Raw genomic sequence first — 16,407 nt, 5'->3', positions numbered from 1 at the left:
CGCCCGGCTCTCCCCGGGCACTCCGGGGGCGGTCAGACGTCCAGCTGGTCGGCGACGGCGCGCAGCATGCCGGCGATCTTGGCGCCGTGGGCCTTGTCGGGGTAGCGGCCGCGCTCCAGCTGCTGGGTGACGTTCTCGAGCAGCGTCGTCAGGTCCTGGACGATGGAGGCAAGTTCGTCGGGCTTGCGGCGCTGGGCGGCGGCGACGGACGGGGTCGGGTCCAGGACGATCACGCTGAGCGCCTGGTCGCCGCGCTGGCCGGCGACGACGCCGAACTCCACGCGCTGGCCGGGCTTGAGCGTGTCCACCCCGTCCGGGAGCACCGAGGAGTGCACGAAGACGTCGCCGCCGTCGTCGCGGGAGAGAAAGCCGAAGCCCTTCTCGCTGTTGAACCACTTGACCTTGCCGGTAGGCACGTCTGTCCTCGTCCTCGTACTCGTCGGAAACCGGAAACTGTCGAAAAATCCGTAAGCAAGTAAAAACCGCTCTGGATAGCACTACAGCGGGTCGCAAGACCCGCTACCCCCAAGGCTAATGGTCCCGGGCCCGGTGACAAGACGTCCTCGGGTCGTACCTCTGCGCGTCCGGCGGCGATCCTGCGTGCCCATGTCGTGCGCGGCGGTCGGTGTGCGCGTGCGCCGTTCCTGGTCACAGCCCTGTGTACGGCCCCGGGGGCGAACCCGGCTCCTGGGCCACTACCCTGCTCGGGTGAGCAACGAAACGTCCCGGCCCGGGGATCTGCTGGTCCGCGCCGGCGCCATCGTCTTCCTGATCGGCGCCGTGGCCACGCTGGCCACGGTGGCCCCGCTCTTCCTCGGCGCCGACCCGCTGCCGACGGCCGCCTACTTCGTCTCCATGCTCATGGGCGTGGGCTTCGCGATCGCGGCGGGCGGGGTGCTGCGGGCCGTCGCGGCCCAGCGGCGGGCGGCGCGGGACGCCTCCCACTGAGGCCGCGCCGGGCCGTCACGCGGCCAGGCCCGCCCGGTGCTCCTCCAGCCACGCCGGGAAGGCGGCCAGGCCGCCGTCCAGGACGACGTCCGCGCCGGCCGCCCGCAGTTCGTGCGCCGGGCACGGGCCGGTCGGGACGGCCACGGAGAGCGCGCCCGCGGTCCGGGCGCCGCGCACGTCGCCGGTGTGGTCGCCGACGTAGATCCCGGCGCCCTCGGCGCGCAGCGCCACCGCCTTCTGCTCGGCCCACAGGTCGCCGATCAGCGCGTCCGGTTCCAGGCCGAGGTGCTCCAGGTGCAGCCGGGCGTTGCCGCCGTGCTTGGCGGTGACCACCACCGACCGGCCGCCGAGCGCCCGCACCGCGGCCAGGGCCGCGCGGGCGCCGGGCATCGGGACGGTGGGCGCGATGGCGAGGTCCGGGTACAGCTCGCGGTAGCGGACGGCCATCCGCGGAACGTCCTCCTCCGGGAACCACTCCCGCAGCTCGTGGACGAGCGGCGGGCCGAGGCGGCTGACGACGAGGTCGGCGTCGATGGGGACGCCGGTCTCGGCGGCGAGGGCCTCGTAGGCCGCCTTGATCCCCGGCCGGGAGTCGATCAGGGTCATGTCCAGATCGAAGCCGACGGTGAAGGGCGCGCTGCGGGTGGGTGTGGTCATGGGCCCCATTCTCGGGTGAGGAGGGCGGGACCGGGCACGGCCCCCCGTAGACTTAGCCTTGCCTAAGTCGGGCCCGCGGTCGGGCCTTCGGCCGGGCGAGCCGTCCGGACCATGTCGAGAGAGCTGCGGTCAGCGAAAGTGGAAGCCATGTCAGCCGCCGGCCCCCCGGCCGGCGCCCGCCCGCGCGCGGCCCGCCGCCTCGGCTGGACGGCCGCGGCCGTCGTCGCCCTGCTGGCGGCGGTCCTGCTCAGCCTCGCCGTGGGCAACCGCGCCATCGCCCCGGACCGCGTCCTGGACGCCCTGCTGCACGGCGGCGACGACACCACCGCCGGCATCGTGCGCTCGCTGCGCCTCCCCCGCACCCTCATCGGGCTGATGACCGGCGCCGCCCTGGCCATGGCCGGGGTCGTGCTCCAGGGCGTCACCCGCAACCCCATCGCCGACCCCGGCGTCCTCGGCATCAGCCAGGGCGCGTCGCTCGGCGTCGTCCTGGCCATCGCGGCGGCGGGCGTGCACACGCTCGGCGGGCAGGTGTGGTTCGCGTTCGCCGGCGCCGCCCTCGCCTCCGTCGCCGTGCACGCGATCGCCACCCGGGGCCGCGGCGGCGCGTCGCCGGTCAAGCTCGCCCTCTCCGGCGCCGCGATCAACGCGCTGCTGGTCTCGGTGATCTCCGGCATCCTGACCACCCGCGCGTCCGCCCTGGACGAGTTCCGGTTCTGGCAGATCGGCTCGCTCGCCGGGCGGGACGCGGAGATCGCCCGGCAGATGTGGCCGTTCCTGCTGGCCGGCACGGTCCTCGTCCTCGGCGCGGCCCGGGGCCTGGACGCCCTCGCGCTGGGCGAGGACGCGGCCCGCGGCCTGGGCCGCAACGTCGCCGCCGTACGGATCGCGGCGGGCACCGGCGCGACCGTGCTGACCGGCGTCGGCGTGGCCGCCGCCGGCCCGATCGCCTTCGTCGGCCTCGCCGTGCCGCACATCGCGCGGGCCCTCGTCGGCGGCGACCACCGCCGGCTGCTGCCGATGGCGGCGCTGCTCGGCCCGGTCGTCCTGCTGCTCTCGGACGTCGCCGGCCGGGTGGTCTACGAGAACAGCGAGGTCCCGGCCGGCGTCACCACCGCCCTCATCGGCCTCCCCTTCCTCGTCACCCTCGCCCGCCGCCGGACGGTGGCGGCATGAGCGCCCCCACCCTGCCCACGGGCTACGCCCTGCTCCGCGCCGCCCGCGGCTCCTTCCTCGTCCACCGCCGGGCCACGGTCACGGCCGGCTGCCTCGCCCTGGCGCTGGCCGCCGCGTGCCTGGCGTACCTGTGCGTGGGCGAGGAGTTCGTCGGCCCCGGCGAGGTGCTCGACGTGCTGCTGGGCCGGCCGTCGGCGCAGGAGCTGACCGTCGGCACGTTCCGCCTGCCGCGCATGGCGGTCGGCGTCCTGGTCGGCGCCGCCTTCGGCCTCGCCGGCGCACTGATCCAGACCGTCGCCCGCAACCCGCTCGCCAGCCCCGACGTCATCGGCGTCTCGCAGGGCGCGGGCGCGCTGACCGTCGGCGCGATGACCCTCGGCGTCACCTCGTTCACGACGCTGCCGTACGTGTCGGCGGCGGGCGGGCTGCTCGCCGCCGCCCTCGTCTACCTCTTCGCCTGGCGCGGCGGGCTGCACGCCGGCCGCTTCGTCCTCATCGGCATCGGCTTCGCCGTCGCCCTGCGCGCGATCATCCAGCTCTTCCTGACCAGCGGCGACTACCTGGTCGCCCAGCAGGCCAAGGTCTGGCTCACCGGCTCCCTCAACGACGCCGGCTGGGACCGCGCCGAGCCCGTCGCCTGGGCGCTGCTGCTGCTCGCCGTCCCCCTGTGCTGGGCCGCCCGCGCCCAGCGCACGGTCGCCCTGGACGACGACACCGCGACCGCCCTGGGCGTCCGGCTGAACCGGGTGCGCGGCGGGCTCGTCCTGCTCGGCGTCGTCCTCGCCTCCGTCGCCACCGGCGCGGCCGGGCCGGTCGACTTCGTCGCCCTGCTCGCCCCGCAGATCGCCCGCCGCACCGCGCGCACCGCCCAGACCCCGCTGGTCTGCTCGGCCCTGACCGGCGCGCTCATCGTCGTCCTCGCGGACCTCCTGGCCCGCAGGCTCTTCGCGCCCACCGAACTGCCGGTGGGCGTCCTGACGGCGGCCGTCGGCGCGCCGTACCTGATCCGGCTCATCGTCAAGGGCCGCGGCACCCACGTCCGTACGGGAGGCGGCACCGCATGACCGAGCGCACCATGCCCCAGCAGCAGCGGCGCACGACCGACAGCAGGCTGCGGGCGCGGGACCTGACCCTCGCCTACGAGAACCGCACCGTCGTCGAGGGCCTCGACCTCGCCGTCCCGGACGGCCGGGTGACGGTCGTCGTCGGGCCCAACGCCTGCGGCAAATCGACCCTGTTGCGCGCCCTGGGGCGGCTGCTGCGCCCGGCGGGCGGCTCGGTCGTCCTCGACGGCGAGGAGCTGTCCCGCATCCCCACCCGGCAGCTCGCCACCCGCCTGGGCCTGCTGCCGCAGACGCCCGTCGCCCCGGAGGCGATCACCGTCGCCGACCTGGTCGCCCGCGGCCGCCAGCCGCACCAGCGCTGGTGGCGGCAGTGGTCCGAGGCCGACGAGCGGGCGGTCGCGGACGCGATGGCCCGGACGGACGTGACGACGCTGGCCGACCGCCCGGTGGACGAGCTCTCCGGCGGCCAGCGGCAGCGCGTCTGGATCGCCATGGCCCTCGCCCAGGACACCGATCTGCTGCTCCTCGACGAGCCCACCACCTATCTGGACATCGCCCACCAGGTCGAGGTCCTGGACCTGGTCCGCCTCCTCAACGCCGAACGCGGCCGCACGGTCGTGGCCGTCCTCCACGACCTCAACCAGGCGGCCCGGTACGCCCATCACCTCGTCGCGATGAAGGCGGGACGGGTGGTGGCGGAGGGGCGCCCGGAGGACGTGGTGACGGCGGAGCTGGTGCGCGAGGTGTTCGGCCTGGAGGCGGTCGTGGTGCCGGACCCGGTGACCGGCGGACCGCTGGTGGTGCCCGGGCCACCGGCCTGACATGCCCGAACTCCTGTTCCCGGCGCGGCACATGGGGCTGAGGGCGGCCTTGTGACGCCTCTCGGGCCCGTGCTACCCCTTCGGGGAGAGCAGATCCAGGCCCCAGCCCCGCGGACGGAGTCTCATGAAGGCACCAACCCCCGGTACGACGGACGCCCCCACGACGTCCCTCCCCCCTCTCCCCCGCCTGCCGACCGGCCCCACCGGGCTGGGCACCACCTCCCTGCGCCTGGCGCCGGAACGGGAACCGGAAGTGGGGGCGGAGGCGGAGCACTCACCCCCGGCGCCGCCGTCGTCACCGCCGTCGTCACCGCAACTGGCGCCCTCCTCCCAGCGCATCAAGGGCCTCTACTGCCCCCCGCCCGTACGGGACGACCGCGCGCTGGCCGACGAGATCAACGTCCGCCTCGTCGAGTGGGCCGAGAAGGAGGTGGACCTCTACCCGGACACCGACCTCCGGGACGCCCTCGTCGCCTTCGACGCGGGCCGGTCCGTCGTCCTGTGCCACCCGGACGCGCCGACCGTCGACCACCTCATGGCGGCGGCCCGCCTCCTGGCCGGCGAGAACGCCGTCGACGACTACTTCTGCGAGGCGGAGTACGGCGGCACCGCCCACCGGCGCGGCGCGGCGCTGGCCCTCGCCCAGTCCGCGATCGACCCCGCCCACAACGTCCCCCGCTACGAGGCCGACTGGCGCACCGGCATGGACTCCCACCCGGCCCTGCGCTCGATGCGCTCGGCCATGGAGTACTTCCGCGCCCTCGCCACCCCGGCCCAGGCGCACCGCTTCCGCCACGACATCGTCAACCTCTACCTCGGCTACAACGCGGAAGGCGACTGCATCTCCCAGGAGCGCACCCCGGCGGTCTGGGAGTACCTCGTCCAGCGGCAGTTCAACAGCTTCCGTCCCTGCCTCACCATCACCGACGCCATCGGCGGCTACGAGCTGCCCGCCGCGCTCTTCGCCGAGCCCGCCGTCCAGCGCGCCGTCGCCCTCTCCTCCAACGCCTCGACCATCTGCAACGACCTCTACTCCCTGCGCAAGGAACAGGCCGGCGGCCGCTTCCACTACAGCCTGCCGACCGCGATCGCCGCCGAGGAGGACTGCTCCATCGAGGACGCCTTCCAGAAGGCGATCGAGGTCCACAACGACCTCGTCCACGCCTTCGAACGCCAAGCCGCGGAACTCTCCGCCACGGGCCCCCTCCTGGCCCGCTTCATGACCGGCCTCTCCAACTGGCTGGCCGGCAACCACGAATGGCACGCGGGGAATGTGGGAACCCGCTACGCGACGTCGCCGTAGCCGGAGCCGCTGTTCAGCTCGTCCGTCCGCGGGAGGTGCGGGGGCCAGGGGGCGCAGCCCCCGGCAGGGGTGCAGGGGGCAGAGCCCCCGCCTCGCCGCGCGGAGCGCGGTCACAGCGGCGGCCGGGGGGAGGGGCGCAGCCCCTGGGAAACGGGGCGGGGGCGGGGCGGGGGCAGGGAAACGCCGCGGGGCAAGCGCGCCCTCACCCCCGTACCGTGAGCGCGTCGACGACGTCCCGCAGATCCCCCCGCCGCGCATACGCCGCCCGCTGGCGCGCCGCCCCGCCCCCGCTCGCCCGCAGCCGATGCCACGCGCTGCGCGCGAAACGCAGTTCGCCGGCGGCCTCCAAGGCCGGAGCGGCACGCTCGACGAGACGGTCGACGAGATCCGGCGCCGGCCACAGCCGCCCGGTGAGCGGATCGACCCCGGAACCCCGCAGCCCGTCCCGCGCGGCACGCCAATGCGCCGCGCGCAGAAGGGGATCGGCGACGGCCGGCGCCGCCGCACCCCGCCGGACGTCGTCCAGCAGCACCCCCACCAGCCCCCGCGCCAGCACCGCGACGAGAAGCACGGTGTCGAGCTCGGCGTTCACATCGGGCACCCGGATCTCCAGCGTGGGCCAGTGCTCGGAGGGACGCGCGTACCAGTAGACGTGCTTGCGGTCCTGGAGCATGCCGGACGCGACCAGCGTGTCCACCAGCGCGTCGTAGGCCACCGCGTCGCGGAACGGCGGCGTCGGCCCGACATGCGGCCACCGGCCGAAGTGCAGCGCCCGCCAGCTCGCGAAGCCGCTGTCCCGCCCGGACTGGAAGGGGGAGTTGGCGGCGAGCGCCTGGAGCGCCGGCAGCCAGGGCCGCAGGTGGTTGCAGAGCTGGACGGCCTCCTCGCGGCCGGAGACGGCGACGTGCACGTGGCACGCGCAGGCCCCGGTGTTGCGGTCGTCGGAGACGAACGGCCCATACGAATCGGCCAGTTGCCGGTAGCGCGGCTCGTCCTCGACGATCTCCAGCGGGCCGCGGAAGGGGATGACGGGCGTGCCCGACGCGACGACGCGGCAGCCGGCCTCGTCCGCGGCCGCCCCGAGCCCTTCCCTCAACCCCCGCAGCTCCCGCCGCATTTCGTCGAGCGTGGCGACGGGCCGCGTGCGCGTCTCGACCGTGGTGGTGAACAGCTCCGGGCCTATGCGGTCACCGAGCCGGTCACCGGCGTGTTTGATGACGTCGGGAGCGCGGGCGACGGTGGCCCGCGTCTCGCGGTCGACGAGGTAGAACTCCTCCTCGACGCCGAAGGTCGGTACGGCCGCGTAAGCCCTCTCGCCCCGCCGCCCTGACGGCCCTTGCTGCGCTGACGTCCCCTGCTGTGCTGACGACACGGCGTCACGACCTTCCCGGCCGAGGAACGATACGTCGACGGTCCGTGAGCGATCATAAGCAGAGGGGTGACCTCCCGGTAACCCGGAAAACGGCCGTCCGCCCGGGAGTTCAGGGCACCCTGACGTAGCGCACCGCGCTCGTCGCCGTCCCCTCCGTCCCCCGGACCGGAGCGGTGATGCGCACGGTCGACACGCCCTGGTAACGCCCGGACCAGCGGGCCTTCCCGGCGGCGGAGCCGGGCGTGGAGTACGTCACGACGGAGCCGTCGACGGGAACCGTCCTGGTCGCGTCGGAGACGGCGGCGTCGACGGTCCGGGAGCCGACCGCGCGGACGAGCCGGCCGTGGACGGTCACCCGCACCCGGGGGATGTTCCCCTTGCAGGCCACGCGCGTCGCGTAGACCACGCTCCGGGCGGCCCGCGACCAGTGCGGCGCGTCCGCCCCGGCCGTGCAGGAGGCCCACCGGCCGCCCTTTCCCAGCGTGAACTGCCGGACGGCGGCGGGCTTTCCGAAGCCCCGCGCGTCACCGTCCCCGGCCGCGGCGGCATGCCCGAGCGGCGCCGACACGGCGAGCAGCGCGACGCCGGCGACGCCCGCGCCGATGACCCGTCCCCTGCCTCGCACGGCGGCCCCTCTCTCCCGTCCTGTCGTCCTGTCGCCTGCCGCCCGGTCGTCCCGACGGCGGGCCCGGGGAGTCTACTGGGTCGGGACACCCAACTCCACGCCCCGTCAGGGCCTTTGCGACGGGCGCGGCAGGGACGGGCGCCCGGCGGACGCGTCCTAGCCGGGCCGGCGGGCCCGCCACAGCACGTACGCCGCCGAGGCCAGGGCCGCCACCCGCACGACCACCGGCAGCGTGTCCGCGAGCGCCGCGCCCAGTCCGCCCTGCGGGATCGGGTCGCCCCAGCGGTGTTCGAGCCGGCCCCACAGCCAGACCACACCGCCCGCGGCGGCCAGGCCCGGCACGCCCACGACCGCCCATTTGGACTCGTTCCGGGTGAGGCGGCGGGTGACGTACGCGAGGGCCCAACCCACGACCAGGACCAGCCAGTTGCCGATCACGGCGCCGACGACGAGCAGGATCGCGACGAGGACGAGGAGCGGGCTCATCGGCACCGTGCCGGGATCGGGCGCCACGCCCCGCCGCCCGAGGGCGAGGCGCCGCCGGGGCGCCCGGCCGCGCTCCGCCCGTACCCGTTCCGCGGGCGCCTGCTCGGCCGCGGCGGCCGCGGCCGGCGGCTCGTCCTCCTCCGGCGGCCGCGGCGGCTTGAGCATGTCCGGGATCTCGATCCCGCCGGTGAAGCCGTGGATCGGCTCGCCGGCGGGCAGGACGGGGGCGCCGCCCCCGAGGCTCCACCAGTCGTCCCCGGCGGCGTCCCCGGCGCGGCCCAGCTCCTCCTCCGTGGCGAGGTGCGGCGGCGCCCCCGCGTCGGGGAAGCGCACCCCTTCCGGGGGGCGCGCCGCGCCGCCGGCCGCCGGCTCCGGCCCGCGCCGCTGCTCGGGCACCCGGCCGGCCCCGGGCGAGGCGCCGGCGTCGGCCACCGCCCGCTCCGGCGGACCCAGTCCGTCGAGGATGCGGCGCACCGCGGCCGGGGTGTCGGCGCCCTCCGTGGCGCGGCGCCGCTCGATCTCCGTCCGCAGCCGGGAGACCAGGCGCATCCGGTCCCCGGAGGTGAGGGACTCGCGCTGCGCTATGTCGCCCACCCTGCTCAGGTAGTCGTAGACGAGCTGGTCGCTCTCGATCCCCACCGCGTCCCCCAGGCTCCCCGGTTCCCTCGTCCCTCCGGCGCTCCGGCGTGGCGCCGCCGTCCCGACCGACGGTACCCGGTCGTTCCCGGGGCCGTCCGCGAGAACGGCCGGGACGGCGGAGCGCAACCGCCGGGCGGGCGGAGCCACGGCCCGGGGGGCGCTCACCCGGTACCGTTAACAGAATGACCACTTCGCGGGAGCGGGAGACGCAGGGGACGCGGCGGACCACGGGCGGCGCGGCTCCGCGCACCCTCGCCGAGGAGCTGCGCGCCCGGCCCGACGAGGCGCTGTCCGGGCTCCTGCGGGCCCGCCCCGACCTGCTGAACCCGGTGCCGGGCGACCTCACCCAGCTCGCCACCCGGGCCGCGACGCGCGCCTCCGTCGTGCGGGCCCTGGACCGGCTGGACCGGTTCGCGCTCCAGACCGCCGAGGCGCTGGCGGTGGCGCCTGACCCGTGCCCGTACGGGACGCTGGCCGGGCTGATGGCCGGCGACGCCGCCGAGGACCCGCGGGTCGTCCGCGAACTGCCGCGCGCCGTCGCGACGCTGCGCGCACAGGCCCTGGTCTGGGGGCCCGACGACCGCCTCCGCCTCGTCCGCACCGTCCGCGAGCTGCTCGCCCCCTCCCCCGCGCGCCCCTCGCCGACGGGCCTCGGTCCGACCGTCGCGGAGGCGACGGCCGGGATGTCGCCCGGCCGGCTCCAGGAGCTCCTCGCCGCGGCCGGGCTGCCCGCCACACACGATCCGGTGACCGCCGTCACCGCGCTGACCGGGCTCTTCGAGGACCGTACGCGGATGGCGGCGCTGCTGGCCGGGGCGCCGCGGGAGGCCGTGGCCGTCCTCGAACGCCTCGTCTGGGGGCCGCCGTACGGGACGGTGACCGCCGACCCGGCCCCGCATCTGCGCTGGCTGCTCGACCGGGGGCTGCTGCTGCCGGCCGGTCCGGGCTCCGTCGTCCTGCCGCGCGAGGCGGCGCTGCACCTACGGGGCGGGCGGGCGCACCGCGCGCCCGAGCCGGTGGCGCCGGAGCTCGCGCCGGTGACGGAGCACGGGGCGCGGCTGGTGGACGCGACGGCCGCCGGGCAGGCGTTCACCGCGCTGGCCACCGTCGAGGAGCTGCTGGCGGACTGGGAGGCGGCCGGGCCGCTGGTGCTGCGCGCGGGCGGGCTGAGCGTCCGCGACCTCAAGCGGACGGCGGCGCTCCTGGACGTGCCGGAGCCGGTGGCCGCGTTCTGGGCCGAACTCGCCTTCGCCGCGGGGCTGTTGGCGTCCGACGGGGACGTGGACGAGCGGTACGCGCCCACCCCCGCGTACGACGAGTGGCTCGACCTGCCCGCCGAGGAGCGCTGGACGCGGCTGGCGTCCGCCTGGCTGGCGGCCACCCGCACCCCCGGCCTGGCCGGGACGAAGGACGCCCGCGGCCGCACCCTGTCCGCGCTCGGCCCGGACCTGGACCGGGCGCAGGCGCCGGAGGTGCGCCGCCGCGTCCTCGGCCTGCTGGCCGGGCTGCCGGCCGGCGCGACGGCCCCCGCCGAGGCGCTCCAGGCCCGGCTGGCCTGGGAGCGCCCGCCGCGCGGCGGCGACGACACCCGCGCGCGGCTCGCCCACTGGGCCCTGGCGGAGGCCGAACTCCTCGGCGTCACCGGCCGCGGCGCGCTCTCGGCCCACGGCCGCGCCCTGCTGGAGGGTTCGGACCCGGCCACCGCGCTGGCCCCCCTCCTCCCCGAGCCCCTGGACCACGTCCTCGTCCAGGCCGACCTGACGGCGGTGGCGCCGGGCCCGCTGCACCGGCCGCTGGCCCAGCGCCTGGGCCTGCTGGCGGACATCGAGTCCAAGGGCGGCGCGACGGTGTACCGCTTCACGCCGGAGTCCGTCCGGCGGGCCCTGGACGCCGGCCAGACCGCCTCCGACCTCACCGCCTTCCTCACGGCCCACTCCCGCACGCCCCTCCCCCAGCCGTTGCTGTACCTGATCGAGGACGTGGCCCGCCGCCACGGCCGGCTGCGGGTGGGCGCCGCGTCCTCGTACCTGCGCTGCGACGACGAGACCGTCCTGGCCGAGATCCTCGCCGACCGCCGCTCGGCCCCGCTGCGCCTGCGCCGCCTCGCGCCGACCGTCCTCGCCGCGCAGGTCCCGCCGGACGCCCTGCTGGAGGGGCTGCGGACGATGGGCTACGCCCCGGCGGCGGAGTCCGCCGCCGGGGACGTGGTCGTCACCCGCGCCGACGCCCACCGCACGCCCCCGCGCGCCGCGCCCGCCCCGGTCCCGGAGGGCCCGCCCGCGCCGGACGCGACCCTCCTCGGCGCGGCCGTCCGCGCCATCCGCGCCGGCGACCTCGCCGCCACGGCCGAACGCCGCCCCCGCCCCGCGGCCCCCGCCGACGGCGGCCTGCCCCGCACCACCTCGGCCGAGACCCTCGCCACCATGCAGGCCGCCGTCCTGACCGGCGCCGCCGTCTGGATCGGCTACGTCAACGCCGACGGCGCCGCGAGCCAGCGCGTCATCGCCCCCGTCCGCGTCGAGGGCGGCTTCGTCACCGCCTACGACCACACGGCCGACGAGGTTCGCACCTTCCCCCTGCACCGCATCACGGGGGTGGCGGAACTGGCGGACGAGCACGCGTAACCGCGCGGGCGGCCCCGGCGCCGACAGGCCCGGTAAACTTGTCCGTTTCGCGAGAAAGCGAGACGGACCCTGCTTCGGAGGCATGCGTGACCTGCTTGATCGTCCAGAGCGACAAGACCCTCCTGCTGGAGGTCGACCACGAGCAGGCCGACGCCTGCCGGCGGACCATCGCGGCCTTCGCGGAACTGGAGCGGGCGCCGGAGCACATCCACACCTACCGGGTGACGCCGCTGGGGCTGTGGAACGCGCGGGCGGCCGGGCACGACGCGGAGCAGGTCGTGGACGCGCTGGTGACGTACTCGCGGTACCCGGTGCCGCACGCGCTGCTCGTCGACATCGCCGAGACCATGGCCCGCTACGGGCGGCTGCGGCTGGTGAAGCACCCCGTGCACGGGCTGGTGCTGGAGAGCAGCGACCGGCCGGTGCTGGAGGAGATCCTGCGGTCGAAGAAGATCCAGCCGCTGGTGGGGGCGCGGATCGACGACGACACCGTCGCCGTCCACCCGTCCGAGCGCGGGCAGATCAAGCAGGTGCTGCTGAAGCTCGGCTGGCCGGCCGAGGACCTCGCCGGGTACGTGGACGGCGAGGCGCACCCCATCGAACTGCGCGAAGACGGCTGGGCGTTGCGCCCGTACCAGCGGCAGGCGGTGGACGGGTTCTGGCACGGCGGGTCGGGCGTGGTCGTACTGCCCTGCGGGGCGGGGAAGACGCTGGTCGGGGCCGGGGCGATGGCCGAGGCCAAGGCCACGACGCTGATCCTGGTGACGAACACCGTCTCCGCGCGCCAGTGGAAGCACGAGCTGGTGAAGCGGACCTCGCTCACCGAGGACGAGATCGGCGAGTACAGCGGCACCAAGAAGGAGATCCGGCCGGTCACCATCGCCACGTACCAGGTGCTGACGACGAAGCGGAAGGGGATCTACCCCCACCTGGAGCTCTTCGACTCCCGCGACTGGGGACTCGTCGTCTACGACGAGGTGCACCTGCTGCCCGCGCCCGTCTTCAAGTTCACCGCGGACCTCCAGGCGCGGCGGCGGCTGGGGCTGACCGCGACGCTGGTCCGGGAGGACGGGCGCGAGTCGGACGTCTTCTCGCTGATCGGGCCGAAGCGGTTCGACGCGCCCTGGAAGGAGATCGAGGCGCAGGGCTACATCGCACCCGCGGACTGCGTCGAGGTCCGCGTCAACCTGACGGACTCGGAGCGGCTCGCGTACGCGACGGCCGAGACCGAGGAGAAGTACCGCTTCTGTGCGACGACGGACACCAAGCGGAAGGTGACCGAGGCGCTGGTGCGCCGGCACCGGGGCGAACAGACGCTGGTCATCGGCCAGTACATCGACCAGCTCGACGAGCTCGGCGAGCACCTCGACGCGCCCGTCATCAAGGGCGAGACGAGCAACGCGCAGCGCGAGAAGCTCTTCGACGCCTTCCGCGCGGGCGAGATCTCCGTCCTCGTCGTCTCGAAGGTCGCGAACTTCTCCATCGACCTGCCCGAGGCCACGGTGGCGATCCAGGTCTCCGGCACCTTCGGCTCCCGGCAGGAGGAGGCCCAGCGGCTGGGCCGCGTCCTGCGCCCGAAGGCGGACGGGCACGAGGCGCGCTTCTACTCGGTGGTCGCCCGCGACACGGTCGACCAGGACTTCGCGGCGCACCGGCAGCGCTTCCTGGCGGAGCAGGGCTACGCGTACCGGATCGTGGACGCGGACGCGGTGCTGGCGGGCGAGGACGTCTGAGCCGGTGCCCCGGGCGGGGCGACGGGGCCGGGGCGGAGGAGCGGGCGAGGAGAGCCGGTCAGCGCTTGACCAGGCCCTCCTCCGCGACATGGCCCAGCAGCACCACGCTCACCGCCGTACCGGCGAACACCTTGAGCGCGCGGAACGCGTGGGAGAGGGCGGTCTCGGCACCGTGCTCGGCGCCCTGGACGTCCGGGGTGATTCCTGCGGTGGTCATGGATCCATGATGCGTTCCGAGGGGGCCGGGACACATCGATCCCGCGGTGTAAAGCGGCAGGCCGCGGCGTACGACTCAAGGATCATCCCGCCCCCTACGGGAGACGGACCACGGCCCTGAGAGCCGCCCCGGGGGGCGCGGAAAACCATTCGCGCCGTGCCACGCCCCCTGGCTAGAATCGCGAGCTTCCGCCTCCCGCCGCGCGTCATGGGAGCGCCGCCGTCCGGTCGGAAACCGGCGGCCGCCCACCACTCGTGACCACCACCGGGAGGCCTCGCCGTGTCCGCGCACGACCCGCTCGCCCTCGAACGCTCCCACCTCGCCGCCTCCCGCGCCGCGCTGCGCGCGATGCGGGCCGACGTCGAGGCGCTCGACATCAAGGACGTCGCCGCCAACTGGGTCAACGCCCGGGTGCTGGAACGGCAGATGGAGGAGCGCATCACCGCGCTCGCGGACCTCGCGGACACACCGCTGTTCTTCGGACGGCTGGACTACGAGACCCACGCCGCGGGGACCACCTTCCACATCGGGCGGCGCCACGTGCACGACGCCGACGGCGACCCGATGGTCGTCGACTGGCGCGCGCCGGTGTCGCAGCCGTTCTACCGGGCCTCGGCGAAGGAGCCGATGGACGTCCGGCGCCGGCGCCGGTTCGGTTACACCGGCGGGGAGTTGACCGCGTACGAGGACGAGGACCTGACCGACGCCTCGGCCGGCGCGCGGTCGAGCAGGCTGCTCCAGGCGGAGATCGAGCGGCCGCGCGTGGGCCCCATGCGCGACATCGTGGCGACGATCCAGCCCGAGCAGGACGAGATCGTCCGCGCCGGCATCGGCGGCACGGTCTGCGTCCAGGGGGCGCCCGGCACCGGGAAGACGGCGGTCGGCCTGCACCGCGTGGCGTACCTGCTGTACGCGCACCGCGAGCGGCTCGCCCGCACGGGCACGCTGGTCATCGGCCCGAACGCGTCCTTCCTGCGCTACATCGAGCAGGTGCTGCCCGCGCTCGGCGAGTTGAACGTGGCGCAGGCGACGGTGGACGACCTGGTGGCGCACGTGGAGGTGCGCGGCACGGACTCCCCCGACGCGGCCCGGATCAAGGGCGACGCCCGGATGGCCGAGGTGCTGCGGCGGGCGGTGCGCTCGGGGGTGACGATGCCGGTGGAGCCGGTGGTCGTGGTGCGCGGCTCGCGGCGCTGGCGGGTCCCGGCGTACGAACTGGAGGAGATCGTCCGCGAGTTGCTGGCCCGCGACATCCGCTACGGCGCCGCCCGCGAGGCCCTGCCGCAGCGGATCGCACACGCCGTGCTCGTCCGGATGGAGGAGGCGGGCGAGGCGCCGGACGACCGGGTGCAGGACGCGGTGGCGCGGACGCCCGCCGTGAAGGCGGCGGTCCGGGCGGTGTGGCCGGCGGTCGATCCGGTGAAGCTGGTGCTGCGGCTGCTGTCGGACGCGGCGTTCCTGGCGGAGCACGCGGAGGGCGTGCTGTCGGCGGAGGAGCAGCGGACGATCCTGTGGGCGAAGCCGGCGCGCGGCCCGAAGTCCGCCAAGTGGTCCGCCGCGGACGCGGTGTTGATCGACGAGGCGAAGGACCTGGTGACGCGGACGCCGTCGCTCGGCCACGTGGTGCTGGACGAGGCGCAGGACCTGTCGCCCATGCAGTACCGGGCGGTGGGCCGCCGCTGCGCGACGGGTTCGGCGACGGTGCTGGGCGACATCGCGCAGGGCACGACGCCCTGGGCGACACCGGGCTGGCGGGAGGCGCTGGCGCACCTGGGCAAGCCGGACGCGGCCGTCGAGGAGCTGACGCAGGGCTTCCGCGTGCCGCGCGAGGTGATCGCGTACGCGTCGCGGCTGCTGCCGGCGATCGCGCCGGGGCTGGCGGAGGCGACGTCGGTGCGCGAGGCGGCGGGCGACTTCGCCGTACGCCCGGTCGGGCTCGGGGAGTTGGACGCGGCGGTGGTCGCGGCGTGCCGGGCGGTGCTGGCGCGCGAGGGCTCGGTCGGCCTGATCGCGGCGGACGCGCGGATCCCGGCGCTCGCGGAGGCGCTGGCGGAGGCGGGGCTGGCGCACCTCGCCCCCGGGGAGGAGACGTCGGCGGCGGCGCGGCTGACGCTGGTGCCGGCGTCGCTGGCGAAGGGCCTGGAGTACGACCACGTCGTGCTCGACGAGCCCGCCGCGATCGTCGCGGGCGAACCGGACGGACGGACGGGGCTGCGGCGGCTGTACGTGGCGCTGACGCGTGCGGTGTCGGGGCTGACGGTGCTGCACGCGGAGCCGCTGCCCCGCGAGCTGGCCCAGGCGTCGGCCTAAACGCCGGCCTGGGCGTCCAGGGAGGCCAGCAGGACGTCCACGAGGCCGGGGAAGCGCTCGTCCAACTCCTCGCGGCGCAGCCGGACATGGCGGTTGCGCCCGACCACCTTGGTCGAGGTGACGCCCGCGTCGCGGAGCACCTTCATGTGGTGCGAGACCGTCGACTTGTGCAGGTGCTGCAGGCCGAAGCGGCGCGGGTCGCAGTCGCACTGCTCGCCCTCGCGGGCGTAGATGGCCAGCAGCTTCAGGCGGACCGGGTCGCCGAGGGCCTGGAGCACCTTTTCCAGCTGGATGTCCTGGATGTCCGGCTGCGGCAGCAGCTCTTCCCGCCCGTCACCCACAGACCCTCCCTTCCGGAACTGTTTGACGATCGCCCAACAATCCCTATTGTTTGACGTGCGTCCAACCCTACCTCTCACCCTCGAAGGGCAC

At 75.5% G+C, this 16,407-nt stretch carries 15 protein-coding genes; 8 read left to right on the top strand and 7 right to left on the bottom strand.

All coding sequences use genetic code 11. The features are described 5' to 3' along the window. Positions 1 to 32: 32 nt before the first annotated feature. Positions 33 to 416, bottom strand: coding sequence for a cold-shock protein (locus tag AC230_RS34315; protein WP_049716507.1), 384 nt, complete (start codon positions 414 to 416; stop codon positions 33 to 35). A gap of 292 nt (positions 417 to 708) precedes the next feature. On the opposite strand from AC230_RS34315, the gene AC230_RS13970 reads away from it, so the two are divergent. Beyond that, the gene (locus AC230_RS13970; protein WP_049716506.1) at positions 709 to 948 is read left to right on the top strand and encodes a hypothetical protein; all 240 of its coding nucleotides are present in this window, start codon (positions 709 to 711) and stop codon (positions 946 to 948) included. Positions 949 to 963: 15 nt separating this feature from the next. On the opposite strand, the gene AC230_RS13965 is transcribed toward AC230_RS13970, so the two are convergent. Further along, positions 964 to 1,605 (bottom strand): HAD family hydrolase, encoded by a 642-nt coding sequence (locus tag AC230_RS13965; RefSeq protein WP_049716505.1) that lies wholly within the window; start codon positions 1,603 to 1,605, stop codon positions 964 to 966. Positions 1,606 to 1,752: 147 nt separating this feature from the next. On the opposite strand from AC230_RS13965, the gene AC230_RS13960 reads away from it, so the two are divergent. From AC230_RS13960 to AC230_RS13945, 4 genes are all read left to right on the top strand, one after another. Continuing rightward, positions 1,753 to 2,781: a FecCD family ABC transporter permease gene (locus AC230_RS13960; protein WP_049716504.1), complete on the top strand. Its 1,029-nt coding sequence runs from the start codon at positions 1,753 to 1,755 to the stop codon at positions 2,779 to 2,781. Continuing rightward, on the top strand, positions 2,778 to 3,845 hold the full coding sequence (locus tag AC230_RS13955) for a FecCD family ABC transporter permease (protein WP_049716503.1): 1,068 nt from the start codon (positions 2,778 to 2,780) through the stop codon (positions 3,843 to 3,845). Before AC230_RS13960 ends, AC230_RS13955 begins: the two co-directional genes overlap by 4 nt. Next, positions 3,842 to 4,666 (top strand): ABC transporter ATP-binding protein, encoded by an 825-nt coding sequence (locus tag AC230_RS13950; protein WP_241833218.1) that lies wholly within the window; start codon positions 3,842 to 3,844, stop codon positions 4,664 to 4,666. The genes AC230_RS13955 and AC230_RS13950 overlap by 4 nt, the downstream gene beginning before the upstream one ends. A 124-nt stretch (positions 4,667 to 4,790) precedes the next feature. Continuing rightward, positions 4,791 to 5,969, top strand: a complete 1,179-nt coding sequence (locus AC230_RS13945; RefSeq protein ID WP_049716502.1) for a family 2 encapsulin nanocompartment cargo protein terpene cyclase — start codon at positions 4,791 to 4,793, stop codon at positions 5,967 to 5,969. Between the two features lie 202 nt (positions 5,970 to 6,171). Here the strand turns inward: AC230_RS13945 and AC230_RS13940 are convergent, their stop codons facing one another. The 3 genes from AC230_RS13940 to AC230_RS13930 form a co-directional block, all read right to left on the bottom strand. Further along, positions 6,172 to 7,341 (bottom strand): carboxylate-amine ligase, encoded by a 1,170-nt coding sequence (locus tag AC230_RS13940; RefSeq protein WP_078871233.1) that lies wholly within the window; start codon positions 7,339 to 7,341, stop codon positions 6,172 to 6,174. Positions 7,342 to 7,450: 109 nt separating this feature from the next. After that, positions 7,451 to 7,966 (bottom strand): hypothetical protein, encoded by a 516-nt coding sequence (locus tag AC230_RS13935; RefSeq protein WP_049716501.1) that lies wholly within the window; start codon positions 7,964 to 7,966, stop codon positions 7,451 to 7,453. Between the two features lie 156 nt (positions 7,967 to 8,122). Continuing rightward, entirely contained in the window at positions 8,123 to 9,091 is a 969-nt protein-coding gene (locus AC230_RS13930; protein ID WP_049716500.1) for a hypothetical protein, read from the bottom strand. A 182-nt stretch (positions 9,092 to 9,273) separates the two neighbouring features. Between AC230_RS13930 and AC230_RS13925 the strand changes: the two genes are divergently transcribed. Then, the gene (locus AC230_RS13925) at positions 9,274 to 11,715 is read left to right on the top strand and encodes a helicase-associated domain-containing protein (protein WP_049716499.1); all 2,442 of its coding nucleotides are present in this window, start codon (positions 9,274 to 9,276) and stop codon (positions 11,713 to 11,715) included. 86 nt (positions 11,716 to 11,801) lie between these two features. Then, positions 11,802 to 13,448 (top strand): DNA repair helicase XPB, encoded by a 1,647-nt coding sequence (locus AC230_RS13920; RefSeq protein WP_049716498.1) that lies wholly within the window; start codon positions 11,802 to 11,804, stop codon positions 13,446 to 13,448. A 58-nt stretch (positions 13,449 to 13,506) separates the two neighbouring features. Here AC230_RS13920 and AC230_RS33015 read toward each other — a convergent pair whose 3' ends face one another. After that, entirely contained in the window at positions 13,507 to 13,665 is a 159-nt protein-coding gene (locus AC230_RS33015; RefSeq protein ID WP_198535520.1) for a hypothetical protein, read from the bottom strand. A 279-nt stretch (positions 13,666 to 13,944) separates the two neighbouring features. Between AC230_RS33015 and AC230_RS13915 the strand changes: the two genes are divergently transcribed. Continuing rightward, positions 13,945 to 15,975 carry a HelD family protein gene (locus AC230_RS13915; RefSeq protein WP_049716497.1) on the top strand — a complete coding sequence of 677 codons (2,031 nt, stop codon included), beginning with the start codon at positions 13,945 to 13,947 and terminating at the stop codon, positions 15,973 to 15,975. Here AC230_RS13915 and AC230_RS13910 read toward each other — a convergent pair. Next, the gene (locus AC230_RS13910) at positions 15,972 to 16,316 is read right to left on the bottom strand and encodes an ArsR/SmtB family transcription factor (RefSeq protein ID WP_198535519.1); all 345 of its coding nucleotides are present in this window, start codon (positions 16,314 to 16,316) and stop codon (positions 15,972 to 15,974) included. The genes AC230_RS13915 and AC230_RS13910 overlap by 4 nt on opposite strands. Positions 16,317 to 16,407: the final 91 nt, after the last annotated feature.

It is taken from the genome of Streptomyces caatingaensis, from assembly GCF_001187435.1.
In the GTDB taxonomy this organism is placed as follows: domain Bacteria; phylum Actinomycetota; class Actinomycetes; order Streptomycetales; family Streptomycetaceae; genus Streptomyces; species Streptomyces caatingaensis.
The sequence above is the reverse complement of the archived record's forward strand: the minus strand, read 5'-3'. Positions and strand labels throughout refer to the sequence as shown.